This window comes from Micromonospora sp. CNZ299 (genome assembly GCF_002754415.1).
Genome location: NZ_PEFG01000001.1, coordinates 718,403 through 744,094, shown reverse-complemented (window position 1 = coordinate 744,094; position 25,692 = coordinate 718,403). Strand labels below are relative to the sequence as shown.

Annotated in this window: 21 protein-coding genes; 10 read left to right on the top strand and 11 right to left on the bottom strand. The window is 70.9% G+C overall.

Annotated elements, in window-relative coordinates; all coding sequences use genetic code 11:
- Positions 1–12 precede the first annotated feature (12 nt).
- Complete coding sequence (locus tag CLT68_RS03560; protein ID WP_088950326.1) at positions 13–228, top strand: FmdB family zinc ribbon protein; 216 nt, start codon at positions 13–15, stop codon at positions 226–228.
- Between the two features lie 152 nt (positions 229–380).
- Entirely contained in the window at positions 381–3,221 is a 2,841-nt protein-coding gene (locus tag CLT68_RS03555; protein WP_099848811.1) for an ATP-binding protein, read from the top strand.
- Between the two features lie 127 nt (positions 3,222–3,348).
- Here the strand turns inward: CLT68_RS03555 and CLT68_RS03550 are convergent, their stop codons facing one another.
- Together CLT68_RS03550 and CLT68_RS03545 are read right to left on the bottom strand one after the other, a co-directional pair.
- Positions 3,349–3,891 (bottom strand): phospholipase, encoded by a 543-nt coding sequence (locus tag CLT68_RS03550; RefSeq protein WP_099848809.1) that lies wholly within the window; start codon positions 3,889–3,891, stop codon positions 3,349–3,351.
- A gap of 180 nt (positions 3,892–4,071) precedes the next feature.
- Positions 4,072–5,742: a family 10 glycosylhydrolase gene (locus CLT68_RS03545; RefSeq protein ID WP_099848807.1), complete on the bottom strand. Its 1,671-nt coding sequence runs from the start codon at positions 5,740–5,742 to the stop codon at positions 4,072–4,074.
- 206 nt (positions 5,743–5,948) lie between these two features.
- Here CLT68_RS03545 and CLT68_RS03540 point away from each other — a divergent pair, with 206 nt between their 5' ends.
- Positions 5,949–7,445 carry an amino acid permease gene (locus CLT68_RS03540; protein WP_088950322.1) on the top strand — a complete coding sequence of 499 codons (1,497 nt, stop codon included), beginning with the start codon at positions 5,949–5,951 and terminating at the stop codon, positions 7,443–7,445.
- Positions 7,446–7,495: 50 nt separating this feature from the next.
- Here CLT68_RS03540 and CLT68_RS03535 read toward each other — a convergent pair whose 3' ends face one another.
- From CLT68_RS03535 to arfA, 5 genes are read right to left on the bottom strand one after another with little or no spacing between them, the layout of a single operon-like run.
- Positions 7,496–8,521 (bottom strand): glycoside hydrolase family 43 protein, encoded by a 1,026-nt coding sequence (locus tag CLT68_RS03535; RefSeq protein ID WP_099848805.1) that lies wholly within the window; start codon positions 8,519–8,521, stop codon positions 7,496–7,498.
- A complete protein-coding gene (locus CLT68_RS03530; RefSeq protein WP_172862114.1) occupies positions 8,518–9,375 on the bottom strand; it encodes a carbohydrate ABC transporter permease in 858 nt (285 codons plus the stop codon). Before CLT68_RS03530 ends, CLT68_RS03535 begins: the two co-directional genes overlap by 4 nt.
- 10 nt (positions 9,376–9,385) lie before the next feature.
- Positions 9,386–10,351 carry a carbohydrate ABC transporter permease gene (locus CLT68_RS03525; protein ID WP_099848803.1) on the bottom strand — a complete coding sequence of 322 codons (966 nt, stop codon included), beginning with the start codon at positions 10,349–10,351 and terminating at the stop codon, positions 9,386–9,388.
- 6 nt (positions 10,352–10,357) lie between these two features.
- Positions 10,358–11,689 carry an ABC transporter substrate-binding protein gene (locus CLT68_RS03520; protein WP_088950319.1) on the bottom strand — a complete coding sequence of 444 codons (1,332 nt, stop codon included), beginning with the start codon at positions 11,687–11,689 and terminating at the stop codon, positions 10,358–10,360.
- A gap of 59 nt (positions 11,690–11,748) precedes the next feature.
- Positions 11,749–13,263 (bottom strand): arabinosylfuranosidase ArfA, encoded by a 1,515-nt coding sequence (gene arfA / locus CLT68_RS03515; RefSeq protein WP_099848801.1) that lies wholly within the window; start codon positions 13,261–13,263, stop codon positions 11,749–11,751.
- A 146-nt stretch (positions 13,264–13,409) separates the two neighbouring features.
- Between arfA and CLT68_RS03510 the strand changes: the two genes are divergently transcribed.
- Complete coding sequence (locus CLT68_RS03510) at positions 13,410–14,417, top strand: LacI family DNA-binding transcriptional regulator (protein WP_099848799.1); 1,008 nt, start codon at positions 13,410–13,412, stop codon at positions 14,415–14,417.
- A gap of 16 nt (positions 14,418–14,433) precedes the next feature.
- Here CLT68_RS03510 and CLT68_RS03505 read toward each other — a convergent pair whose 3' ends face one another.
- The 3 genes from CLT68_RS03505 to CLT68_RS03495 all read right to left on the bottom strand — a co-directional run bounded on the left by CLT68_RS03505 (position 14,434) and on the right by CLT68_RS03495 (position 17,361).
- Complete coding sequence (locus tag CLT68_RS03505) at positions 14,434–15,159, bottom strand: BON domain-containing class I SAM-dependent methyltransferase (protein WP_099856745.1); 726 nt, start codon at positions 15,157–15,159, stop codon at positions 14,434–14,436.
- A gap of 217 nt (positions 15,160–15,376) precedes the next feature.
- Positions 15,377–15,685, bottom strand: coding sequence for a hypothetical protein (locus CLT68_RS03500; RefSeq protein ID WP_088950315.1), 309 nt, complete (start codon positions 15,683–15,685; stop codon positions 15,377–15,379).
- Between the two features lie 38 nt (positions 15,686–15,723).
- Positions 15,724–17,361: an ABC-F family ATP-binding cassette domain-containing protein gene (locus CLT68_RS03495; protein WP_099848797.1), complete on the bottom strand. Its 1,638-nt coding sequence runs from the start codon at positions 17,359–17,361 to the stop codon at positions 15,724–15,726.
- Positions 17,362–17,423: 62 nt separating this feature from the next.
- Here CLT68_RS03495 and CLT68_RS03490 point away from each other — a divergent pair, with 62 nt between their 5' ends.
- The 6 genes from CLT68_RS03490 to CLT68_RS03460 all read left to right on the top strand — a co-directional run bounded on the left by CLT68_RS03490 (position 17,424) and on the right by CLT68_RS03460 (position 22,981).
- Positions 17,424–18,194, top strand: a complete 771-nt coding sequence (locus CLT68_RS03490) for an ROK family protein (protein ID WP_088950313.1) — start codon at positions 17,424–17,426, stop codon at positions 18,192–18,194.
- A 112-nt stretch (positions 18,195–18,306) separates the two neighbouring features.
- Positions 18,307–18,675, top strand: a complete 369-nt coding sequence (locus tag CLT68_RS03485) for a tetratricopeptide repeat protein (RefSeq protein ID WP_099848795.1) — start codon at positions 18,307–18,309, stop codon at positions 18,673–18,675.
- Between the two features lie 138 nt (positions 18,676–18,813).
- Positions 18,814–19,068 (top strand): Smr/MutS family protein, encoded by a 255-nt coding sequence (locus tag CLT68_RS03480; RefSeq protein WP_007465523.1) that lies wholly within the window; start codon positions 18,814–18,816, stop codon positions 19,066–19,068.
- A 71-nt stretch (positions 19,069–19,139) separates the two neighbouring features.
- Positions 19,140–20,588, top strand: a complete 1,449-nt coding sequence (locus CLT68_RS03475; RefSeq protein WP_099848793.1) for an ATP-binding protein — start codon at positions 19,140–19,142, stop codon at positions 20,586–20,588.
- Between the two features lie 330 nt (positions 20,589–20,918).
- Positions 20,919–21,935 (top strand): hypothetical protein, encoded by a 1,017-nt coding sequence (locus CLT68_RS03465; RefSeq protein WP_199177203.1) that lies wholly within the window; start codon positions 20,919–20,921, stop codon positions 21,933–21,935.
- 104 nt (positions 21,936–22,039) lie between these two features.
- Positions 22,040–22,981 (top strand): threonine/serine dehydratase, encoded by a 942-nt coding sequence (locus CLT68_RS03460; protein WP_099848790.1) that lies wholly within the window; start codon positions 22,040–22,042, stop codon positions 22,979–22,981.
- A gap of 52 nt (positions 22,982–23,033) precedes the next feature.
- Here CLT68_RS03460 and CLT68_RS03455 read toward each other — a convergent pair whose 3' ends face one another.
- Complete coding sequence (locus tag CLT68_RS03455) at positions 23,034–25,454, bottom strand: M28 family peptidase (protein ID WP_486482063.1); 2,421 nt, start codon at positions 25,452–25,454, stop codon at positions 23,034–23,036.
- Between the last annotated feature and the right edge of the window lie 238 nt (positions 25,455–25,692).

Here is a 25,692-nt window from a genome sequence, read left to right as displayed (position 1 = left end):
ACCCTGGGTGCCATGCCCCGGTACGAGTTCCGCTGCCGCGCCTGCGGAGACACCTTCGAGGTCAACCGTTCGATGGCTGCGGCCGGTGAGCCGGCCACCTGCCCACAGGGACACGCCGACACGGTCAAGCTGCTTTCCGCCGTCGCGGTCACCGGCCGAGGTGGTTCCGCCGGTGGTGCTCCGGCGCCCGCCGGTGGTGGCTGCTGCGGTGGCGCCTGCGGCTGCTGATCGGGCCAGTTCGCCGCCGCCTGGTGGACAGTCCTTGCCGGGAGCGGGTCCGAGTGGCACCTTGAGGCGGCACCTGCCCGGCCGTTCTCACGATGCGTGATCGCTCGGATTCAGGCAGCATGAATCCGACGTCACGGGCGGAGGTTCCACGCATGTCGCCACGGATCCAGCTCCCGAGCGGTTGGGTGACTTTCGTGTTCACCGATATCGAGGGCTCGACCCGGCTGGCCCAACTGCTCGGTCCGGACTACCGACCGGTGCTCGCTGAGCATCGGCGGTTGCTGCGCCGGACGCTGGCCAGCACGGGTGGCGCGGAGCTGCTGACCGAGGGCGACTCGTTCTTCCTGGCCTTCGAGGACCCGGCCTCGGCGCTGACCGCCTGCCTGACCGCCCAACGGGCATTGTCCAACCACGACTGGCCCACAGCGGAAGCCGCACCCAGGGTGCGGATGGGCCTGCACACCGGTTACGCCGAGCCGCGCGACGGCGAGTACGCCAGCCCCGAGGTGCACCGGGCCGCCCGCGTGGCCGCCGCCGCCCACGGTGGGCAGGTGCTCTGCTCGGCGTCCACCGCCCGTCGGGCCGAACCGTTGCCGCCCGGTGCGACCCTGCTCGACCTGGGCCTGCACCGGTTGCGCGGCTTCGACGACCGGGAGCGGCTGTTCCAACTCATCGCACCGGGCCTGGAGCGGCAGTTCCCCCGGCCCCGCACCGCCGACACGGTGCCGCACAACCTGCCGACCCAGGTGACCTCGTTCGTCGGTCGGCAGACCGAGCGCGTCGAGCTGGGCCTGTTGGTGCGACAACACCGCCTGGTCACCGTGCTGGGGGCGGGCGGCGCGGGCAAGACCCGCCTCGCTGTGGAGCTGGCCAGCGGCGTCGTCGAGGCGTACCCGGACGGGGTCTGGTTCGTCGACATCGCCGCGGTGACCGACCCGGGGCTGGTGGCGTTCGCGATCGCCGCGGTGCTCGGCCTGCGACCCGAGCCGGGCCGGCCGATGCTGGACACCCTGGTCGAGTACGCGGCCAACCGCCGCATGCTGGTCGTACTGGACACCTGCGACACCCAACCGGCCGCCTGCGCGGAGGTGATCGCGCGGCTGCTGTCCGGTGGGAGCGGCGTACGGGTGCTGGCCACCAGTCGGGAGTCGTTCAGCCTGCCGGGCGAGGTGGTGTGGCGGATCCCGCCGCTCTCGGTCGACCCGCGGCCGGACGGCGCGGAGAGCGACGCGGTGGCGCTCCTGTTGGACCGGACGGCGGCGGCGCGCGGCGGCCGGCAGCCGGACCCGGCCGAGTCGGCCGATCTGCGTCGGGTGGTGCAGCGGCTCGACGGGTTGCCGCTCGCCATCGAGTTGGCCGCAGCCCGGCTGCGGGTGCTCTCCGTCGGCCAGCTCGCCGAGCGACTGGACGACGTGCTCGGCACCTTGGACGCCGGCCGGGAAGACCCGGAGCCGCCGCCGGTGGAGCGGGGCTGGTCCGGCAACCAGCAGGACACCGTGGACCTGGTCGCGGCGGCGGCGGGCGCGACACCGCCCAGCCCGGCGACCAGGGCGGTGCATCGCTCGGCCACCGAGCGGCACCTGACCATGCAGGCCACCGTCACCTGGTCGTACCGGACGCTGGGGCCCCGGGCCGCCCGCCTGCTGCGCTGGCTGGCGGTCTTCGCCGGGCCGGTTGACCTCGGCACGGTGGAGTGGCTGCTGGGCGACGACCCGCTGGACCCGCTGTCGGTGCTGGTGGACAAATCGATGGTCCTGGCCGAGCCGCGTGCGGCGGGCAGCACCTACCGGATGCTCGACCCCATCCGGGCGTACGCGGCGCGGCGGTTGGCCGAGGCGGGTGAGGAGCAGGCCGCCCGGAACCGGCACGTGGCCTGGTCGGCGCATGCGCTGGGCCAGGCACACCTGGGCCAGGACGGCCGGCCCGTCACGTTGTCGTTGTACGCCCTGGACCCGTTGGCCGGGGAGTTGCGCGCCGCGCTGCGATGGTGCGCCACCGGTGGCAGTGCCCGTGCCGGTCTCGGTCTGGCTGGTGGCCTGGACCAGTGGTGGCTTGAGCGGGGCCTGGCCCGGGAGGGGCGGCTGTGGTTGTTCCGGCTGTACGGGCGGATCGCCGAAACGGGCGAGCGGATCCCGGAGGCGGAGCTGGCGGCGGCGTACCACATGCACTCGCTGCACGCCGGCGCCGACGGCGAGTTCGCGGAGGAGCTGCGCTACTCACAGCGCGCGGAGGCAGCCGCCCGTCAGGCCGGTGACGCCGGCTTGCTGGCCCGGGTGCTCGCCGGCAGGGCCGCGCCACTGGTGGACATGGGGCAGTTCGTCGAGGCCGAGCGGGTGTGCCGGGAGGTCATCGACTGGGCGCACGGGCAGGACGTGGTCGGCGAAGCGCTGTTCGCGGTGTTCAGCCTGGCCGAGCTGCTGTGGCGGCGGGGTGCCCTGGAGGAGGCGGCCGACCTGCTCGGGGCGGTCCGCCCGGTGGAGGCGGCCCGGCCTGTGGAGCGGGGTCGGCGTTCGGTGGACATGCTGCTCGGGATGGTCGCGCTGGCCCGGGGCGACGTCGTCGCCGCACACGAGCACCTGCTGGTGGCGCTGCGTTCCCGGATGGGTCACGGCTACCACGGCCGGGCATGCGACACGTTGAACGCGGTCGCGGTGCGCTGCGCCATCGGCGGGGACCGGTTGACCGCGGCTCGCCTGTTCGGGGCGGCGCAGGCCACCCGGGCGAGCATGCGGGCGACCCCGGGCATCTACGGCGGCTACTGGGCGGAGCAGCAGGCGCAGCTGCGTACGGTGCTGGGCGACGCGGCCTTCGACGACGCGTACGGCGAGGGTGCCGAGTTGGGGCTGGACGAGGCGGCGGCGCTGGCCCTCGACGTGGAACACCCGGACCTGGCGGCCGACTCGACCCGCTTCAGCACCGGCCTGTCCCAGCCAACCCCCCGTCGTCCCGCCGACCCGGACCGCCACCCGGCAACCCGAACCGAACGCGCCTAACCCCACCCGGCCCCACGCACCCCCACCCCTCAGCTTTGTTGATCAAGAGATTTGCGTCAGGAAACAGGCTCCCGGTGACCGAAACCTCTTGATCAACGCCGCCAAGGGGGTTGGGGTTGGGGTGGGGTTAGGCGCGGGCTGCGGCGGCTGCGGCTTCGGCCTTGGCCTTCATTTTCGCGGCGCGGTCGATGTCGGCCTGCTGTACGGCCGCCACGGAACCGAAGACGCTGACCGCCTGGTAGTAGGTCCAGGCGAGGCTGTAGCAGGCCGGTCGGACGACCGCGTTGTACCTGGTGCAGACGCGCTTCAGGTCCTCGTAGAAGGCGCTGTCCAGTCGGGACTTGTTGGCGGGGAACTGGCCGACCGCCTTGTAGTTGCGGTAGCCGAAGTCGTGCCGGTAGCAGCCCAGGTTGAAGGTGAACCCGAGCGGGTTGTCCGGGCTGGACGAGCAGTAGTCGGTGGACCAGTTGAAGTTGTACTCGGCCCAGGGGGCCCGGTTGACCCGGGCACTGTTCCAGGCGTTGTAGCTGGACGAGCTGGTCTGCGTCCAACTGGACAGCACGGACAGCTTCTCTGCGGGGGTGACGGCGGCGGCGGGGGAGGCGATGACGAGGGTGGCGAGCAGCGCGAGCGCGCCCGAGGCGAACAGGGTGGCGAGACGTCGGGGCACGGGTTACCTCCGCGGGGGTGGGCGGGTGGGACCGAAGTTACCGGCGGGTCACCGGATGTCGATCAGTTTCGATCAACTGATCAACTGCTCGGTATGTGCCTCGCCAACTATTGGTGACATGCGTTCAAACAGACGAATGCCCCGGGCACACGAGGCGCCCGGGGCATTCGGGAGAACGGGTCAGCGCAGGACGAATGCCGGCGGGCTGGCCGGGCTCTCGTTGGCCGACCGGTCCAGCGCGGTCACCTGGTAGGTGTAGCGCTTACCGGGCACGGCCGAGGTGTCCACCCAGGACTGTGCCCCGCCGGGCGTGGCCCGGACGGTGTCGACCAGGTGCGCGGCGTCCGCCGTGGCACACCGACCGGGCACTGTGGTGCCGTCGAAACGGTAGATCGCGTACGAGGTGGCGGTGCCGAATGGCCCGGCGCCGTCCGCCGGCTGGCGCCAGGTCAGCCGTACTCCGCCGTCTGCCTGTCGGGCCGCCTTGGTGACCACCGGGAAGAGCAGTGGCTTGGCCGGCAGGTGCGTCATGGCCGGCACCAGCGCGGGCCGGGAGTAGTGCTCGGCCGCGTAGATGTCGGTGGCGCCGAGGCGGTTGGCCCGCACCTGGACGGCGGAGAAGTGCACGTTGCCCTGCACCTCCGGGTACGACCGGTTGAGCGTCAGGTGGTCGGACAGCTCGCGCGGGTTCTGCCAGAACGGCCCGTACGCCGGGTCGCCGCTCTTGTAGTCGGCCTGGCCGATGTAGAGCTGCACGCGGGTGCCGCGCACCGTCTCGGCCCACCACGGGACGAGTCGCGCGTAGTCGGCGGCCGGGTACTGGCCGATGTACCAGTAGAGCTGCGGCACCACGTAGTCGATCCACTCCTGCTTGACCCACTTGCGGGTGTCGGCGGAGATGATGTCGTACGACTGGCTGCCGGTGGTGTCCGAGCCGAGCGGGTCGGCGGTCTGGTTGCGCCAGATGCCGAACGGGCTGACCCCGAACTTCACCCACGGCTTCGCCGCCTTGATCTTGCCGTTCATCTCCTGGATCAGCAGGTTGATGTTGTCCCGCCGCCAGTCCGCCCGGTCGGTGAAGCCCCGGTTGTGTGCGGCGAAGGCGGCGTCGTCGGGCACCTGGTAGCTGCCACTGGGGTAGGGGTAGAAGTAGTCGTCGAAGTGCACGCCGTCGACGTCGTACCGGCTGACCGCGTCCATCATCGCGGTCTGCACGAACTCGCGTACCTCGGGGAGTCCGGGGTTGTAGTAGAGCCGGCTGCCGGCCACGCCGGCCGGCGGGTAGGCGAAGGTCCAGTCGGGGTGCTGCCGGGCCGGGTGGCCGGGGGCGAGCAGGTTGAGGTCCGCGCCGGCGCCGCCGGGGGCCGGCATGGAGACGCGGTACGGGTTGAACCAGGCGTGGAATTCCAGGTTGCGCCTGTGCGACTCGTCGACCAGGAACGCCAGCGGGTCCCAGCCCGGGTCCTGTCCACGGGTGCCGGTCAGGTACTCCGACCAGGGCTCGTGCGGCGACGGCCAGAGCGCGTCGGCGGTCGGCCGGACCTGCACCACGACGGCGTTGTGGTTCAGCCGCTCGGCGAGGTCGAGCAGTTCCCGATATTCGGCCTGCTGGGCGGCGACCCGGTCCGGGCTGGTCTGGGACGCCTTGCTGGGCCAGTCGATGTTGACCACCGACGAGATCCACATGGCCCGGAACTGCCGCTTCGGTGTGGCGGGGTCGGTGGTGCAGCTGGTGCTGGAGGTGCTGGTGGCGCTGGCCGTGTCGGGCGCCGCGTTCGCGGGGGCGGCGGCGACGAGGCTGCCGAGCAGGGTGGTGATCAGCCCGGCGGCTGCGAGGCGAGTTGGCTTCATGCGGTGTGTCCCTCCGTTGGGGCTCCCGTGTGATGAGCGCGGCACCCTCGGCAAGATTCGCCGACGGCTATCTACCGCTGGTAGGAAATTTTCACAGTCGGGCCGTTACCGCAAGGGCTCGTGGTTGACCATTCCTGTCGCTGGGTAGCAACGCCGGTCACCGGCCGCCACGGGGGTGGTCGCACGGTGGTGGGAGGGGTGAGCGCATGTCCGTGCTGCGCACAAAACCGATCAAGGACGTGATAGCTCAAGGTGAGGCGGACGGCAGTGACGGCCAGCTGGGGCTGAAGAGGCGGCTCGGTGCGATCGACCTCACCGGCTTCGGCATCGGCATCGTGATCGGCACCGGCATCTTCACCCTCACCGGAATCGAGGCCCGCGACAGCGCCGGCCCGGGCGTGGTGATCTCCTTCGCCATCGCCGGCATGGTCGCCCTGCTGGCCGCGCTCTGCTACGCCGAGCTGGCCTCCAGCGTGCCGACCGCCGGCAGCGCCTACACCTACGCGTACGCCACGATGGGCGAGATCGTCGCCTGGATCATCGGCTGGGACCTGCTGCTGGAGTTCGCACTCGGCGCCGCCGTGGTGGCCCGCGGCTGGTCCGGCTACCTGGCCGAACTGCTCGACCTGCCGACCCGTTGGTTCGGCGAGGAGGGCAGCACTGTCAACATCGGCGCCATCGCCATCGTGCTGATCCTCGGCATCGTCGCGATCGTCGGCATCCGGGAATCCGCCCGGATCACCAACCTGCTGGTGCTGGTCAAGGTGGCCATCTGCGTCTTCGTGGTGGTCGCCGGCCTGTTCTTCGTCAAGGCCGCGAACCTCACCCCGTTCATCCCACCGGCCGAGCCCGCCGGCAGCGGCGACGACGGCATCAAGCAACCGGTCACGCAGGCGCTCTTCGGGCTGGAGCCGTCGGTCTTCGGCTTCGTGGGGGTGCTCAGCGCCGCCGCGGTGGTCTTCTTCGCGTACACCGGCTTCGAGGCCGTGGCCAACCTGGGTGAGGAGACCCGGAAGCCCAAGCGGGACCTCACGCTGGGTCTGCTCGGCACGCTGTTGATCTCCACAGTGCTCTACATCGGCGTCTCGCTCGTGGTGGTCGGAATGGTGCCCTACACCGAGATCGACCGGGGCGCCCCGATCGCGTCGGCGTTCGAGTCGGTCGGGGCGGGCTGGGCGGCGGTGCTGGTCTCCATCGCTGCGGTCGCTGGCCTGACCAGCGTCATCCTCGTCGACCTGGTGGCGATGGGCCGGATCGGGTTCGCCATCGCCCGGGACGGGCTGATCCCGCCCTCGATCGCGAAGGTGCACCCGCGCTGGGGCACCCCGTACCGGATCTCCGCGATCATGACGGTGGCGGTCGCGTTGCTGGCCGGTTTCCTGCCGCTGTCCGCGTTGGCCGACCTGGTCAGCATCGGCGCGCTCTGCGCGTTCGTGCTCGTGTCGGTCGCGGTGCCGATCCTGCGTCGCAAGCGCCCCGACCTGGAGCGCCCGTTCCGGGTGCCGTTCTCCCCGGTGCTGCCGATCGTCTCCGCGCTGGCCTGCTTCTACCTGATGCTCAACCTGTCGGTGGAGACCTGGCTGCGGTTCCTGGCCTGGATGCTGCTCGGCGCGGTCATCTACTTCGGCTACGGCCACCGCCGCAACCGGCTGGCCCAGCACGAGCCGGCGGTTGCCCCGGCCCCCCGCGAGCCGACCGCCTGACCGACACGTGCGGAAGGGCCCCAGCTTCGGGACCCTTCCGCACGGCCAGCTCAGGGGCGGGGTTGCGGCGTGGCCGTCGGGCCCTTGACGACTGGCTTGCCGTCGGCCCAGGTCACCTCGTCGAGCCACACCTGCCGGCCCGGGTCGGTGCTGCCCTCCTGGCCCGGCGGCCAGGCGTGGTACAGCAGCCAGGTTCGCCCGTCCTTGACCACCATCGACGCGTGGCCGGGGCCCGAGGCCGCCTCGTTGCTCTTCAGGATCGGGTTCTCGCCTGCCTTCACGCACGGGCCGGTCGGGCCCTCGCAGACCGCGTAGCCCTCGGCGTACTCGGCCTTGTCGTAGGCGTTGGCCGCAAAGAACAGGTACAGCCGGCCATCCTGGCGGTGGAAGAACGGCCCTTCGATCAGGGTGCCCTCCCACGGCTCGGTCTGCTTCAGCAGCTTCGTCGGCTCACCGACCAGGGTCAGGCCGTCGTCGGCGAGGCGCTGCGACCAGAGCCAGGTGTCCACCCCGATCGCGTTGCCGTCGTTCTTCCACAGCAGCCACAGGCTGCCGTCGGTGTCCCGGTACGGGCTGGCGTCGATCGCCCCGCCCAGGTCGGCCTGGCAGATCAGCGGGCCGGCCGCGTCGTCGGAGTACGGTCCCTGCGGCGCGCTCGCCACCGCCCGTCCGACGCACTGCCGCCCGGACTCCCGGCCGGCGACCGTGTAGTAGAGCAGGAACACCTCCGGTGCGAGCTGGATCGCCTCAGGTGCCCAGGTCTTCCCGGCGTCCGCCCAGTCCGGCAGCGCCGGCAGGGCATCCCCGGCCTCGGTCCAGTTGACCAGGTCGGTCGAGGTGAGCACCGGGACGTTGCGGCCGCCGGAGTTGGTGTGGAACAGGTACCAGGTGTCGCCCACCTGGATCGCCTGCGGGTCCGGGGCGTCGGTCTTCACGACCGGGTTGGTGAACACGCTGGAGTCGCTCCCGCTGCTCGTGGGGGTGGGTTCGGTGCCGGCGGAGCAGCCCGCGACGAGCAACGCGGCGGCGAGAACGATCGCCGCCGCGCCACGTCGCCGGGCGGTCGTACGCGTCATCCCTTCAGACCGCTGCGGGAGACACCCTGGATGATGTGCCGCTGGGCCAGCACGAAGAGGATCAGCACCGGCAGGCTGGCCAGCACCGCGCCCGCCATGATCACCGGGTAGTCGGTGACGTACGAGCCCTGGAGCAGGCCCAGGCCCGGCGGCAGGGTGAGATTCTCCGGGCTGAACAGCACGAAGATCGGCCAGAGGAAGTCGTTCCAGTTGGTGAGGAACGACAGCACGGCCAGGGTGGCCAGCGCCGGCCTGGACAGCGGCAGCACCACCTTGTAGAAGATCTGCCACTGGTTGGCGCCGTCCAGCGTGGCGGCCTCCTCCAGCTCGTTCGGCAGGGAGAGGAAGAACTGCCGCAGGAAGAACACCCCGAACGCGCTGGCCGCGCCGGGCACCACGACCACGGCGAGGGTGTCGATCCAGTTGAGCTGGTCGACGATCAGGAAGTTCGGGATGATCAGCGAGGTCGGTGGGATGAACAGCGTCCCGACGATCAGTGCGAAGGTCACCCCGCGACCCCGGAACTTCAGCCGGGCCAGGGAGTACGCGGCCATCGAGGCGGTCACCAGCACCAACGCCGAGTGCAGCGTGGCGGCCACCATGCTGTTGAGGAACCAGCGCAGCACCGGGTTCGCCGAGTTGTTGAGGATCTGCTCGTAGCCGTAACCGGCGAGCGGGTTCGGCAGCCAGCTCGGTGGGATCTGCTGGGCGGCCGTGTAGGTCTTCAGTGAGGTGATGACCATCCACACCAGCGGGACCAGGAAGATCAGGGCCAGGGCGACCAGGGTGGCGTAGAGCCCGACCCGGCGCAGCCCCGGTGCGGAGCCGTCGGTGGTCGGCGTGGGCGTCGTCATGGCGGTCCCCTCAGTCTTCCTTGTAGCGGAAGAGGCGGAAGTTGGCGATGCTCACGACCGCCAGCAGCAGGGCGAACACGATGCTCATCGCGGCGGCACGACCGGCGTTGTTGTTGCGCAGGCCCTCCTCGACGATGAACCACACCACAGTGCGGGTCTCCGTGCCGGGCGTCCCCTGGGTGATCAGGAACGACTGGCCGAACATGTTCGCCGAGGCGAGCACGGTCGTCGTGATCACGAAGAGCAGCACCGGCCGCAGCCCGGGCAGCGTGACGTTGCGGAACCGCTGCCACGCGTTCGCGCCGTCCATCCGGGCCGCCTCGTACAGCTCCGGCGAGATGTCCTGGAGGCCGGCCAGGTAGATCACCGCGTTGAAGCCGGAGGTCCACCAGACGGTCACCCCGACCAGCGAGATCCACGCCCACGGCATGTTCGTCACCCAGGGGGTGTCCGACGGCAACCCGACCACGCCGAGGAGCCGGTTGACCAGGCCCAGGTTGGCGTCGAGCAGGAACCGCCAGAGCAGGCCGATCACCGCGACACCCAGCACGTACGGAGCGAAGTAGATCGCCCGGAAGAACGTCCGGCCCGGGAAGGACCGGTTGAGCAGCAGTGCCAACCCCAGCGGTACGACCACCAGCAGCGGCACCGACAGCACAGTGAAGATCGCGGTGGCCCGGATGCTCTGCCACCAGTCGCCGTAGACGGCGGAGTCGCTGGAGAAGAGCTGCTTGTAGTTGTCCAACCCGACGAACGGCCGGTTGGGCAGCTGGAAGTCCCACTGGTGCACGCTCAGCCAGAGGCCGAGGATGATCGGCAGCAGGCCGAACACCCCGAACAGGACCAGGTAGGGGGCGAGGAACAGATATGGCGTCGCCCGTCTGGTCCGACCCGCCGAGGCGGCCCGACGGGCAGCCCTGGCCGCCGGGGGCGGCGCGTCACCGCGCGCCGCCCCGACCTCGATCACGTCCGCCACGGGGTATCAGCTCCCGTACTTCTTGCGGTTGTCCTCGAGCTGCTTGTTGGCCTTCGCCACACCGTCGTCCAGCGCCTGCTTGGGCGACTTCTTGCCCAGCGCCGCCTCGTTGAAGGAGTTGTAGAAGGTGGTCATGACCTCGCCGAGACCCGGGGCCGCCGGCGGGAACGCCGCGTACTCCAGCTCGGGGGCGAGCGACGAGATCTCCGGCAGCGCCTTGAACTCGGCGCCCTCGCGGACGGCCTTTCGGGCCGGGATCTGGCCGCCCTTCGCCCAGTCCAGTGAGTGCTCGCTGAGCCAGTTGATGAAGACCTTGGCGCCGGAGACCTTGTTGGCGTCGTTGGCCCGCTGCTTGACGATGGTGAAGTTGTGCGAGTTGGCCCAGGCCGCCGGCTTGCTGCCGATCTGGGGGAGCGGAGCGACGCCCCACTGCACCTCGGGGCTCTTCTTCAGATCGTTGATCTGCCAGATGCCGTTCCAGGTGAAGGCGTTCTTGCCGCTCTTGAACGACAGGTAGTCGGCGTCCTGACCGACGTTGGCCGGCGAGAAGCCCTGCTTGATCATGTCGACCAGCCAGGTGCACGCCTCGACCGCCGGGTCCGAGTTGAAGGTGGCCTTTGCGACCTCGGCGTCGAACAGGGTGGCGCCCCACTGGTTGAGCAGCGAGTAGAAGGTCATGCCGCCGGTGAACTGGAACGGGCTGACCCAGAAGCCCTGGATGCCGGCCTTCTTCAGCTCGGTCAGCGCGGCGACGTAGTCGTCCTTCGTCGTCGGCGGCTTGTTCGGGTCCAGGCCGGCCTTCTGCATGACGGACTTGTTGTAGTAGAAGCCCAGCGGGTGCATGTCCAGCGGGATGCCGTACCGCTTGTTGTTGTAGAGCCCGCCCTTCCACACGGTGGGGGCGAAGTCGCCCTCGGCGAGCTCCAGGTTCTTGGCGACGTCGTCCAGCTCGGTGATCACGCCGCGGGCGGCGAAGGTGGCGAGCTGGTCCATGTGCATGACCGCGATGTCCGGCCCGTTGCCGCTGGAGGCCGCGCCGGGGAGCTTGTTGTAGTAGTCCTCCCACTGGTACGTGGCCACCGACACGGCGATGTTCTTGTGCTCGGTGTTGAACTGGTTGACCAGCGTCTTGAAGATCTCGCCGTCACCGCCGGTGAAGCCGTTCCACAGCTTCAGGTCCACCTTGGGGCCGGTGTACTCCTTGCCCCCGTTGCCCGCGGCCGGACCGGAGGCGCTGTCGTCGCCGCCACCGCAGCCCGCGAGGGTCAGCGAGGCCGCGGCGCCGAGTCCGAGACCGAGGCCGAGCAGGCGACGCCGGCTCATGTCGTTCTGGATCATGCTTTATCTCTCCTTGAGGGGGACGGATGAATTGTGCCTGCTCAGAACCGGTGTGACACCTACGCGTTGGCCGGGCCGAAGCGGAGCACGCTCCAGGACACGGCGGGCAGGCGCACTGTGCACCGGCCGCCGTCGGGGGTGGGGGTGGGCAGGTCCCGAGGCGTCACCCGGTCGGGGTCGGCCTCGGTGTTCGTCGCCGACGGGTCAGACCCGGCAGCGATGCTCTGGAAGGAATAACCGGATAGTCCCGGCAGACCGCGCAAATCGATGTCCAAGGCGAGGTCCGTCTGGTCCCGGTTGACCGCGAAGACGGTCAACTCGCCGGTTTCCTCGTCGTGCACGGCGACGGTGTCGAGCACCGGCACGTCCCCGTACTTCTTCGTGTCGTAGCGCGGCGACACCGGGTCGGTGCGCAGCACGGTGCCCCGGGCGTACCGGGCAGTCAGCGCGAACGGGTGGAAGATGCTCTGCCGCCAGGCCGGGCCGCCGTTGCGGGTGCGGATCGGCGCGATCACGTTGGCGAGCTGGGCCTGCGCGGCCACCCCGACCCGGTCCGCGTGGCGCAGCAGGGTGATCAGCAGGTCGCCGACGACCACCGCGTCGACCGCTGTGAAGTCGTCCTCGATCAGCGCCGGAGCCTCGACCCAACCGCGCCGGTCCAGGTCGGCCTGGAGGCGGGACTCGTACCAGACGTTCCACTCGTCGAAGGAGATCTTCAACTTGCGCTTGTGCCGCTGCTTGGCGGCCACGTGGTCGGCGGTCGCGACGACCTCGGTGATGAAGTTGTCCATGTCGACGGCCGAGGCCAGGATGCTGGCCTGGTCGCCGTCGGACGGGTCGTAGTAGGTGTGCGCCGAGATGTAGTCGACGTGCTCGTAGGTGTGCTCCAGCACCGTCGCCTCCCAGGAGGCGAAGGTGGGCATCCGCCGGTTGGAGCTGCCGCAGGCGATGAGGCTGACCGACGGGTCGATCATCTTCATCGCGCGGGCGGCCTCGGCGGCGACGCGGCCGTACTCGTCGGCGGTCTTGTGGCCGACCTGCCACGGGCCGTCCATCTCGTTGCCCAGGCACCACAGCCGCACCCCGTACGGGTCCTCGGCGCCGTGCTTGCGCCGCAGGTCGGAGAGCTCCGTGCCGCCCGGGTGGTTGGCGTACTCCAGCAGGTCCAGTGCCTCCTGGACCCCGCGCGTGCCGAGGTTGACCGCCATCATCGGTTCGACGCCGGCCTCGGCGGCCCAGGTCATGAACTCGTCCAGCCCGAACGCGTTGGTCTCGATCGTCTTCCAGGCCAGGTCGAGTCGGCGGGGCCGGTTGCCGACGGGGCCGACCCCGTCCTCCCAGCGGTAGCCGGAGACGAAGTTGCCGCCCGGGTAGCGGACCACCGAGACGCCCAGCTCACGGGTCAGGTCCAGCACGTCGCGGCGCAGGCCCCGGGAGTCGGCGCTGGGGTGGCCGGGCTCGTAGATGCCGCCGTAGACGCACCGCCCCATGTGCTCGACGAATGAGCCGAAGAGGCGTCGGTCGGCCGGGCCGATGGAGAAGGCCGGGTCGATCGTCAGCTGCGCGGTCCGCAAGGGGGTGCCACCTTTCCTCGTGCCGATGCCGGGTGAGCGCGGTCACCGTTCACCCGGTGTCCATCGTTTCTACAACGTTGTAGGCAACGTTGTAAAGGGCTGATGACGAGGTATGGTGCGCTGGGTTACATCGGGGAGGTTGCGGAGTGCGACACAGGCTCAAGGACGTGGCTGAACGGGCCGGGGTGTCGGTGAAGACCGTCTCCAACGTCGTCAACGGCTACGTGCACGTTCGGCCGGACACCCGTGCTCGCGTCGAGGAGGCGATCGCCGAACTCAACTACCGGCCCAACCTCTCGGCCCGCCACCTGCGCAAGGGCCGCACCGGCGTGATCGCGCTGGCCGTTCCGGAACTGGACATCCCGTACTTCGCCGAGCTGGCCCGCTACGTGGTCAACGCCGCAGCCGCCTACGGCTGGACGGTGCTGATCGACCAGACCGGCGGTCGGCGCGAGCAGGAACGGGTGGTCGCCTCCGGCATCACCGACCACCTGATCGACGGGCTCATCTTCAGCCCGTTGGCGCTGACCGCCGAGGACCTGGCCGGCCTGGACGGCACACCCATGGTGCTGCTCGGCGAGCGGGTCGAACACGGCCCCGCCGACCGAGTGGTGATCGACAACGTGACCGCGGCCCGGGAGATCACCGCTCACCTGATCCAGCTCGGCCACCGCCGGATCGCCGCCATCGGCTCCCAGCGCACCGACGAGGGCGCCAGCGCCCGGCTGCGCCTGGCCGGCTACGCCGACGCGCTGCGCGCCGCCGGGCTCGACTACGACGAAGCCCTGGTGGCGCCCGCGTCGGCCTGGCACCGTGCTGACGGTGCGGCCGCCATGCAGGGCCTGCTCACCTCCGGCGTACGCCCCGACGCCGTCTTCTGCTTCAACGACACGCTCGCCCTGGGTGCCCTACGCGCGCTGCACGAGGCGGGTCTGCGGGTGCCCGAGGACGTGGCGGTGGTCGGCTTCGACGACATCGAGGACGGCCGGTTCTCCATCCCGACCCTGAGCACCGTCGCCCCGGACAAAGAGAAGATCGCCCAACTGGCGGTCGAACTCCTCGCCAACCGCCTGGACGGCGACCGCACCGCCCCGGCGAAGGAGGTCTCCGCCCCCTACCGCCTGGAAATCCGCGAATCCACCCGGACCCCGTAAGCCGTCGCCCGGCCGGTCAGTCGAAGAAGCGGGCCAGGTGGGACTTCGGGGCGGTGTCGGCGTCCGGTGGGAGCGGAGTCAGGTCGGCGAAGATCGAGGCGCCGTCGCAGCCTGCGTGCAGGGGATACCACCGTGGGGTGCCCGGTGGGCGGCCCTGGCAGATCCCCTTGAACGTCTGCACGTCCATCAGCCGGACGTGGGTCGGGTCGGCCACCGCGTTCACGTGCCCCCACCAGGGACTCATCACGTGCAGCACGCCACCCGGCCGCAGCACCCGGTGACACTCGTCCACCAGCGGCAGAAAGTCGATCAGGTGCTCCAGGATGTGCACCGCGAACAGGACGTCCACCGAGTTGTCCGCGAGTGGCAGCGAGCCGGACAGGTCCGCGACCGCGTTCACCCCCGGCGCCGGATAGATGTCCAGCCCCAGGTTGCTCGACCACTGCTTGGTCGGCCCGCAACCGAGGTCCACGACCACCGGCGCCCGCCCACCGATGCCGACCCGGCACCAGATGCCGTAGACGCCGGCCAGCCGGCCCACCAGGTCCCGTACCAGCCGTAACTGGCTCGGTTCGGCGACGTCTCCGCTGAGATGGGCCACCCCCCGGTCGAACCGCACCTCCACGGCGAGGCCCCGCAGCCGGTCGTCGTGTCGAGCCCGGTCCGCCCATGCCTGGGCGAGGGAATCGTCGATCGCCCGCAGCCGGTCGGCCGAGGGCGGAGTCAGTGCCAAAGCGACCATTCGGGCCACCTCCCGCCGCGCGATACCCGCAATCGCGCCCGGTATGCCCCGCTCGTCCTCGTCGTCGCCTGCTCCGGCGCGGCGGGCCATGGGCGTGTCGCAGGATGCGGGGCAGGACGGCAATCGTCGTGATGCCACACAGTCATCAAGATGACTCAGGGGCATCACGCTCGAAGGAGACACCGCGTCACCAGCCGAGCCGGCCAGCCGGCTCGGGTCAGCCCGAGAGGGTACGGCGACCGCCGCGCATCCGTTGGCGGGGCGGCGGCTCCGCGGGCTTCGGCCGCTTGAGGTGATAGCGGTGCAGCTCGTTGTTGCCGGGCAGGGACGGGTCCTCGCTCATCGCGACCAACTCCCAGCCCTGGTCACCGGCCCGGTTCAGGTGGGCCAGGGCGGTGTCGCCGTACGGCGTCACGTCGACCATCGAGCCGTCCGGGCCGTACCAGACGAAGACGACCTCCCAGCCGAGGTCGTTGGTCGCGGCCTGGCGGCGGCGGACCAGCAGGGCGTACTCCCACTTGAGCATGGCGTCATTCTCACCCCGCGCTGGCCCGCCGGCACGGATCAATCCTCGGCGATCCGCCCGCCGTCGACGCGGAGCCGCCGGTTCGTCTCGATCGCGGCCAGCATCCGCCGGTCGTGGGTGACCAGCAGCAGCGTTCCGGGGTAGCTGGCCAGCGCCGACTCAAGCTGCTCGATGGCGGGCAGATCCAGGTGGTTGGTGGGCTCGTCCAGCACCAGCAGGTTGACCCCGCGACCCTGGAGCAGGGCCAGCGCCGCCCGGGTCCGCTCGCCGGGGGAGAGGGTGGCCGCCGGTCGCGGCACGTGCGCCGAACGCAGCCCGAACTTGGCCAGCAGGGTCCGCGCGTCCGCCGGCGACATGTGGGGTACGGCAGCGTGGAACGCGTCGATCAGCGGCGCGTCGCCGAGGAACAACCCTCGGGCCTGGTCCACCTCGCCGATCACCACGCCGGGCCCGAGTGTGGCGGTGCCCGCGTCCAGCGGCAGCCGCCCCAGCAGCGCGGCCAGCAGGGTGGACTTGCCCGAGCCGTTCGCCCCGGTCACCGCCACCCGGTCCGCCCAGTCGATCTGGAGGTCGACCGGGCCGAGGGTGAACCCGCCTCGGCGTACCACAGCACCTCGCAGCGTGGCCACGACGGCGCCGGCGCGGGGGGCGGCGGCGATCTCCATCCGCAGCTCCCACTCCTTGCGCGGCTCCTCGATCACGTCGAGCCGTTCGATCAGCCGCTCGGTCTGCTTGGCCTTGGCGGCCTGCTTCTCGCTCGACTCACTGCGGAACTTGCGGCCGATCTTGTCGTTGTCGGTGGCCTTGCGGCGGGCGTTCTTCACACCCTTCTCCATCCACCCACGCTGGGTGCGGGCCCGCGCCTCCAGACCGGCCTTCGTGTCGGCGTACTCCTCGAAGTCCGCGCGGGCGTGCCGGCGCGCCACCTCGCGCTCCTCCAGGTAGGCCGCGTAGCCACCGCCGTAGTGGTGCACCTGCTGCTGGGGCAGGTCCAACTCCAGAATCCGGGTCACCGTGCGGGTGAGGAACTCGCGGTCGTGGCTGACCAGCACCGTGCCGGCGCGCAGCCCGGTGACGAACTCCTCCAGGCGCTCCAACCCGGCCAGGTCCAGGTCGTTGGTCGGCTCGTCGAGCAGGAACACGTCGTAGCGGCTGAGCAGCAGCGACGCCAGCCCCGCCCGGGCCGCCTGACCGCCGGACAACCCGGTCGTCGGGTGGTCCAGGTCGACCGCGAGGCCCAGGTCGGCGCTCACCTGCTCGGCGCGCTCGTCCAGGTCCGCGCCACCGAGGGCGAGCCAGCGCTCCAGCGCGTCGGCGTACGCGTCGTCAGCACCCGCCGCCCCGGCGGTCAACGCCTCGGTCGCCGCGTCCAACGCCGCCTGCGCGGCGGTCACCCCGGTCCGTCGGGCCAGGAAGTCCCGTACCGTCTCGCCCGGCCGCCGTTCCGGCTCCTGCGGCAGGTGCCCGACGCTCGCGGAGGGCGGGCTGAGTCGCACGGTGCCGGCCTCGACCGGCAGCAACCCGGCGAGGGTACGCAGCAGCGTCGACTTGCCGGCCCCGTTCGGCCCGACCAGGCCGATCACGTCACCGGGGGCGACCACCAGGTCCAATCCGGCGAAAAGCGGGCGGTCGCCGTGCCCGGCTGCCAGGTCCTTGACGATCATCGTGGCGCTCATCAGGACGGCAGCCTATCCGGCCCCCCGCATACGAGCGGCCGGCAGCGGGCAGACTCAACGACGTGGTGACCACACTCGCGATCGACTGCGGCGGCGGAGGCATCAAGGCCTCCGTGCTCGACGAGGCGGGAACGATGCGGGCCCGGCCGTTGCGGGTGCCCACGCCGTACCCGTTGCCGCCTGAGCTCTTCGTCCGGACCCTGCTCGATCTGGGCGGGCGCCTGCCGACGGCGGACCGCCTGACCGTCGGCGTACCCGGAATGATCCGGCACGGGGTGGTGGTCGCCACGCCGCACTACGTGACCCGCAGCGGCCCCCGCAGTCGCGTCGACCCGGATCTGCTCGCCGAGTGGTCCGGCTGGGACGCGCGGGGCGCGCTGGCCGACGCGTTCGGGGTGCCGGCGCTGGTGCTCAACGACGCCGAGGTGCACGGCGCCGGGGTGGTCGCCGGCACCGGCTGCGAGCTGGTGCTGACCCTGGGCACCGGGCTGGGCAGCGCGCTCTTCGACGGCGGGGTCCTCGCACCGCACCTGGAGCTGTCGCACGCGCCGGTGCGGTGGGGCACCACCTACGACACGTACGTGGGTGAGCCGGAACGCCGGCGGCTCGGCGACGCCTTCTGGTCCCGGCGGATCCGGCAGGTGGTCGACGGGCTCCGCCCGGTGTTCCGCTGGGACCGCCTCTACCTGGGCGGGGGCAACTCCCGGCTGATCCGACCCGAGCAGCTGGCCCGGATGGGCGACGACGTGGTGGTGGTGCCGAACACCGCCGGGATCGTCGGCGGTGTCCGCGCGTGGGAGCTCTCCGTCGGCCGCCGGGACGCCCGCACCTGACCTTGTCGGTGCCGCAACTGACCCGATCGCGACTGCCGGGAACAGTCGCCAAACGCCCGGTGTTGTGCCAGCGTCGGAACAGGTGACGGTGCGACCCGAGGGGGTGGGGCAGATGGATCTTCTGGCGGACTACCGGCGGGCGACCATGTTCTTCGAAACCGGTGACCCGAGCGGAGCGGCCCGACTGCTGGAGCCGATCATCGACGCCGAACCCGGCAACACGGCAGTACGGCAGTTGCTGGCCCGGGCGTACTTCCAGTCGGCGCAGCTCAACCGCGCCGAGGAGCACCTGCGGGAGCTGGTCGACCGGGACCCGAGCGACCACTACTCGCACCACGTGCTCGGTCGGACGCTGGAGCGGCTCAACCGGCACAACGACGCGCTGCGGCACCTGCGGATCGCCGCGGCGATGTACGCGACCAACGACGACTACCGGATCGCGCTGGAGCGGGTGGAGACCCGGGTGGGCGGCACACGCTGAGCGTGGAACGGTGACATGGCAGGGGCGGTCCTCCGGGGCCGCCCCTTCGTCTTTCGGGGCCCGCCGCGGGGCGGCCGGTCCTCGTGAAACGGGCCCTAGGATGGCGGACATGGGACCTGACCGGCCGGGGACTGCGGCATGAAGCTCAAGCTGGACCTGCACGAGATCTTCAACAAGGGCCAGGACATCGACCGCGCGTTGCGCGGGATCATGGACGAGGCGGTGGCGAAGAAGGCCACCCTCGTCGAGATCATCCCCGGCAAGGGGTCCGGTCAGCTCAAGAAGCGCGTGCTGCGGTTCCTCGACCAGAAGGACGTCAAGCAGCTCTACCACCGCGTGGAGAAGGACTCGAAGAACTTCGGCAGGCTCTTCGTGCACTTCCGCTGGAAGTAGGAGCGGCATTAGCGACCTGTGCTTAGGTAGACTGTTCCGAAGTAAGATTGAATCTAGCTTCGGGAGGGTCGATGTTCATCGGCCGGCGCACGGAACTCGACCTGCTGACCAAACAGCTTGATCACGTGAAGCGCACCGGTGAGGGCCGCTCTGTGGCTATCCGTGGTCGGCGACAGGTGGGCAAGTCACGGCTGGTGCAGGAGTTGTGCGACCGCGTCGATCTGCCCTACTGCTTCTACACCGCGGTCAAGGGCGCATCGAGCATCGAAGCGGTCGGCTACTTTCTTGGTGCCTTGCGCGACTCTTCGCTGCTTACCCCCGGCGGTCGTGACCTTCTGCCGTCCCAGCCGCCGACGGGTGGCTGGGGAGACATGTTGCGGATCCTGGCGGGTGTCCTGCCCGATGCGCCGAGTGTGGTCGTTCTCGACGAACTGCCCTGGATCTCGGAGCAGGACACGACGTTCGACGGGCACCTTCAGGTCGCCTGGGATCGGCTCATCTCCAGCAAGCCAGTGCTACTGCTGCTGCTCGGCAGTGATCTGCACATGATGCAGCGGTTCACCGAGTACGACCGGCCCTTCTACGGCAGGGCCGCGAACATGGTTCTCGGCCCGTTCAATCCTGCCGAAACCGCCGCCGTGACGGGGCTGGGCGGCGCGGACGCGATCGATGCCCACTTGATCACTGGTGGGTTACCCGGTATCGCCCTGGAGTGGTCCCCGGGCACGCCACCCGCCGATTTCCTGAGTCAGGAGATCTCCAACAAGACTTCAGCATTGTTCACCGTCCCTGAACAGTCTCTGGCGTCGGAGTTTCCCGCTCCGGACACTGCCCGGCGCATCTTGGAAGCGGTCGGCGGGACAGGTAGCCGCACGTTCAGCAACATCGCCGCTGCCGCCGGGGACCGCGGCGGCCCGGTCAGCTCCGGCACCCTGTCCCCGCTGCTTCACCGGCTCGTCGAGGAAAAACAGATTCTCGCTGTCGACAAACCGCTGTCCACCAAGCCGAGCAAGCTGGCTCAGTACCGGATCGCTGACAGTAACCTGCGCCTGTATCTGGCCATTCTGCGCGATGTGCATCAACTGGTTCTGCGCGATCGGACAGCGGCCGCCCGCGCCCTCCTCGATCTTCGGTGGTCCACCTGGCGGGGCAACGCCGTCGAGCCGATCATCCGCGATGCGCTCGCCATCTCCGCCGGTGCCGGGGCCTTGCCCTGGACCGATACGTGGGAGGTCGGCGGCTGGTGGAACCGCCAATCCAACGTGGAAATCGATCTTGTCGGGGGCGACCGCGCCCCGATCGCCTCCCGCATCGCGTTCGCCGGCTCCATCAAATGGCAGGACGGCCCATTCGACCGGCACCATCTCGACGAGCTGCGGCGCCACGCCCCGATGATCCCGGGTTTTCAGCCCGGGACCAGCGGCCTGGTCGTCGTCAGCCGCTCCGGAGTCGACCTCCCGGCCGGGGCCGTGGATCTCATCTGGGGCCCTGACGACGTCGTCCAGACCTGGTCACTCTGATGCTGACGGTTCGGCCGGCGAGCTTGGCGGACGTTGCTCCGCTGGTGGAGTTGCGACTGGCCAACGCTCAAGCGCACCTTGCTCTCGACGCCGCCATTTACCGCGTTCCACAGCGTGACGCGGTAGTGCGCCACTTCGACTGCGGTGCCGGTCATCGGAGCCAGATGATGGCGGCGATGAGATCATTGCGGCTGGTGTAGCTGGCGGACCGCATTCAGCGCGTCTCGGACGGCTGCGGTGGTTTGCTCGTGGGGTAGCGCCGGTGGAGTTCGACGTCCACCTCACCGGCGACGAGCAGTAACGAGGGCAGGGATCCACGTGGCTACCAGGTTGCCGACCCGTGCGGTTGAGGCGGCGTCCCACCTCCAGGCGTTCGTGCTCTCCGGCGTGGTCACCGTGCTGGCCTTGCGGGCGTACCTGGAGGCCACCAACTATCCGCAGCTCGGCGGCGGTGGGTTGCACATCGCGCACGTGCTCTGGGGCGGCCTGCTGCTCGCGGTCGGCCTGGGGATCCCGCTGGTCTTCCTCGGCGAATGGCCGCGTACCGCCGGGGCCGTGGTCGGCGGTATCGGGTTCGGGCTGTTCATCGACGAGGTGGGCAAGTTCGTCACCACCGGCACCGACTACTTCTACGCGCCGGCCGCCGCCATCATCTACGTCGCGTTCGCCCTGCTCGTCCTGCTCACCCAGGCGGTACGCGGGCGTACCGGCCGGTCCCGGCTGACTTCGGCCGAGCGCACCGCCAACGCGCTGGACATGGTGCTCAGCGGTCTGCCCGCCGGGCTGACCGACCGGCGCAGAGCGGACGTACGGCATCTCGTGCGGGGCGCCGGGCCGGCCACCAAGGCGGCCATGGAGCAGTTGCTGGACACGGTGCCTCGGCGGGAACCGTCCCCGGTCCGGTTCTGGCAGCGCGCGGCGGACCGATTCCGGCATCTCGCCGTCTGGGCGACCAGGCAGCGCTGGCTGGTCTGGCTGGTGGTGGCCTATCTGGTCGTGGAGCCGGTGCTGATCATGGTGGCGGTGCTGCTGGACGGTGTGACCGGAGAGCTGGACCAGGAGCGCGAGTGGGGTGCGGTGGTCGGTGTCACCGCAACGGCGCTGGTCACGGCGGTGCTCAGCCTGCGGGCGGCGTGGCTGCTGCGCCCGAACCGCCCCGAGGCGTTCCGGTTCTTCAAGCTCGCGCTGCTGGTCAACCTGCTGTTCGGGCAGGTTTTCAACTTCACTGTCAACCAGTTCGGTGCGGTTGCCGTGGTCGCGCTCGACCTGGCCCTGCTGGGGGTGGTGACCGCCGAACACCGCCGGCTGCGGCGCGCCGCCGACCGCGGTGACCATCCACCGCGCTGACGTGGGCGGACCCCGCCACTGTCGCAGAGGGCATCGGCGAAGGATGGCCGGCGAAGCTCCATAGGATGGCTCACCGACGACGGTCGTAGTGAAGGGCGTTTCCCATGGTGAACAGAAGCGACGTCGAGGCGGCGGCCGCGTTGGTGCAGGGGCGGGTGCGGGAAACCCCGGTCATCGCTGTCGACGGCGCCGACCTGGGCGTGCCCGGGCAGCTCAGCCTCAAGCTGGAGTTGCACCAGCACACCGGCTCGTTCAAGCCGCGCGGCGCGTTCAACCGGATGCTCCAGGGGCCGCTGCCGCCGACGGGGGTGATCGCCGCTTCGGGCGGAAACCATGGCCTCGCGGTCGCGTACGCGGCCCGGTCGCTGGGCGTGCCGGCGGAGGTGTTCGTGCCGGTGACCTCCTCGCCGGTGAAGGTGCAGCGGTTGGCCGGGCTGGGCGCCCAGGTGCGCCAGGTGGGCCAGCACTACGCCGAGGCGTTGGCCGCGAGCACCCAGCGGGCCGACGAGACCGGCGCGTTGGTCGTGCACGCGTACGACCAGCCGGAGGTGGTGGCCGGTCAGGGCACCGTCGGCCGGGAGCTGGAACGGCAGGTGGACGGGATCGACACCGTGCTGGTGGCGGTCGGCGGCGGCGGGTTGGTGTCCGGCATCGCCAGTTGGTTCGACGGGTCGGTACGTGTCGTCGCCGTCGAGCCCGAGCAGATCCCCACCCTGCACTCCGCGCTGAAGGCGGGTGGACCGGTCGACATCGAGGTGGGCGGTATCGCCACGGACTCGCTGGGCGCCCGCCGGATCGGCGACATCGCGTTCGACACCGCCCGCCGGACCGGCGTGGTCTCCGTGCTGGTCAGCGACGAGGATCTGGTGCGGGCGCGTCGGCTGCTCTGGTCGGAGCTGAGGGTCGCCGCCGAGTTCGGTGGCGCCACCGCGCTGGCCGCGCTGGTCGGCGGCGCGTACGTGCCGCAGGCGGGGGAGCGGGTGGCGGTGATCGTCTGCGGCGGCAACACCGACCCCAGCGACCTGGGCCCGGCCGCGCCGCACTGACGCCGAAGAGCGGCGGCCCGGCGGACGAGGAACTCCGCCGGGCCGCTTCGGGTCAGATCGGATAGGTGCGGGCGACCGCCAGCATCTCGGAGCTGTGCGACCCGACGACGCCGACGGCCGGCGGCCGGGCGCGGAAGCCGGGCAGCGCGTCCAACCCGTCACTGGCGTCCATGGCCCGCAACGCCACCTGCCCGGCGATGGGCCGCACTGTCAACGTGACCTCGATGCCCTCGGTGGGCGGGGCGTGGAACACCAGCCCGAAGCCCCACTTGCCCTCGCGGGGCTCCACCGGCACCGGCCGCCCGGCGACCTCGGCCCGCAGCACGGTGGCGGTCGACGTGTCGACGTGCAGGGTGGCGAGCCGGGCGGCCCGCTGCGGGGTGAGCCGCAGACGCAGCGTGCGTTCTCCACCAGCCGTGGCGTCGGCCACCACGTCCAGCTTCGGGGCCGGCAGGTTCGCCGGCTGTGCCGGCCCGGCCCGCAGCTCACCGTCGCCGAGCCCGGGGAAGTCGTCCCCGACGTCGGCCGTCCCGTCCACGTAGCCGTCCGTCCACGACTGCGGGTCACTCTCGTGGCTGAGCCAGCGGGCCTGGCCGGTGCCGGCGTCCATGGCGTACATCAGGTGGGTGGGCGCGGGATGGTCGGCGTCGAAGCGGTCGACGCCCAGCCCGACCCCGGCGAGCACCACCGCCGCCACGGCCGTGGCGGCGGCCGGGAGCACGCCGAGCCGTCGGGCCCGCAGTGCCAGCAGGCCGCGCTGGCCGCCGGCCTGCGGGTGCAGCAGGTCGACCACCGGCAGGGCGGTCAGACCGAGCAGCACCGCGACCAGCGCGGCAACCCCGCCCATGCCCATCCCCAGCGCGGGGAAGAGCAGCACCACGGTGGGCAGCAGGATGACCACACCAACGGCCGCGGCGGCGGTCACGGCCACCACCGGCCACGGCCCGGTCTGCCGGGTACGCAGCGCGACCAGCCCACCGAGGGCGCCGGCCAGCGCCGGCACTGTGGTGAGGTACGCCCCGCCGGGCACCGCCACGGCGAGCAGCACTCCGAGCAGCGCCAGCCAGGCCAGCCCGCCGACCGCGAGTGCGGCCGGGCCGATCCGGCGGCGGGTCAGCGCGTACCAGGCGAACAGGATGGCGGCGGCGAGCGCCACGACGGCCAGGCGGTACCAGATCGGCCGGTACGGGTCGAGCAGTTCCGCGTACCCCGGTCGGATCGCGGTGATCGCCAGCCAGAGCAGTTGGGCGGCGACCGGCGCGACCACGATCGGCACCAGGGCCAGCCCGAAGCCGGCGGCGAGCCGGCCGACGCTGGCCCGGCCCTGCCGACGGGTCAGCCAGCCCAGCGCGGCGACCGCGGCCACCGCGAGCAGGGCCAGCGGCAGGGTGAGTGTGCCCGGGTAGCGGACGAGGCCGCCGGGGACCGGGAAGTAGGTCGCGTCGTGCCCGGAGCGCAGCTCGGTCAGGTCGGTCGCGCCGAACTCCCGGGCCAGGCCCAGCGCGTTGTCCCCGTGCTGTTGGAGGCTGCCCCGGTCCATGGCCTCCGGCGTGTCCAACGGTGTGTGGTAGATCGCACCACCGTCGATGTACGCCGAGTTCAGCCCGATGAACTTCTGGTCCAGGAACGCCGTGAAGTCGGTGTCGTTGGGCAGCGCCCGGTAGATCTCCACCGCGAACGAGGTGCCGACCGGGTGCGGTGCGGCCCGGCCGAAGACGTCCACCAGTTTCGCGTTGTTCCGGGACGTCTCGAACATGATCACCGGCCCGGTGGAGCCCCGCGCCTCCAGGTTGAGCACGACCCCGCCGTCGGCGGCCAGCGGGTGACTGGTGGCGAACGCCGCCGCGCCGCACAGGCACGCCTCCTCGGCGTCGGTGAGCACGAAGACGATGTCGTTGCGTGGCCGAGGGCCGGTGGTCAGCGCGCGGGCCACCTCCAGGATGGCCGACGTGCCGGCGGCGTCGTCGTTGCCACCCGGCCCGGTCTGCACCGAGTCGTAGTGGGCGGCCAGGAAGACCCGACCGGTCGAATCGGTGCCGGGCAGCCGGGCCACGACGTTGCGCACGCGGGCCAGAGTCGCCCCGCCCGCCGCCCCGCTGAGCTGGCCGGCCTCTGGTGCCACAGTGTCCTGCACCTCGGTTTCCAGGCCCAGGCCGCGCAACTGCTGCTCAAGGTGCGTGCGGACCTGGTCGTTGGCCGGGCTGCCGGCGACGTGCGTCCGGGCGGCGATCACCTGGACGTCCTCGTACGCCCGGCTGGCGCTGAACTCACCCGCCGGCGCATCCACCGGCTTCGGCGCCGGGGTGCGCAGGTCGAGCAGGCTGCCGGCGCCGACGGCGGCCAGCGCGACCAGAGCCGCAGCGGCGGCCAGGAGCCGCCGGCGAGGTCGCGTCAGGGCCCGGTCGGCAGGGGGTACGCCTGGAGCCGAATGGGCCGGCGTGCCCGTCGTGGCCGGGGTGGTGGGTGCGCCCACGGGAACTCCTCGGGGGGTGGTGGGGCCTGGGGTGGCACCATCCTGCCCGTCAGCGGTCACCGATGGGACGGCCGGTAGGCCCCCCATCGACCGCCCGCCCGGTTCGTCATCCGACGGGCAGTGATCCGCACCGCCCCCGCCCGCGCCGGAGCCATCGTGTTGTGTGCGACCGTTGTCTAATACAGGATCAGCAGGGCACTCGGAAGGAGCCCGACATCACCAGCGAACTCCCGCGCCT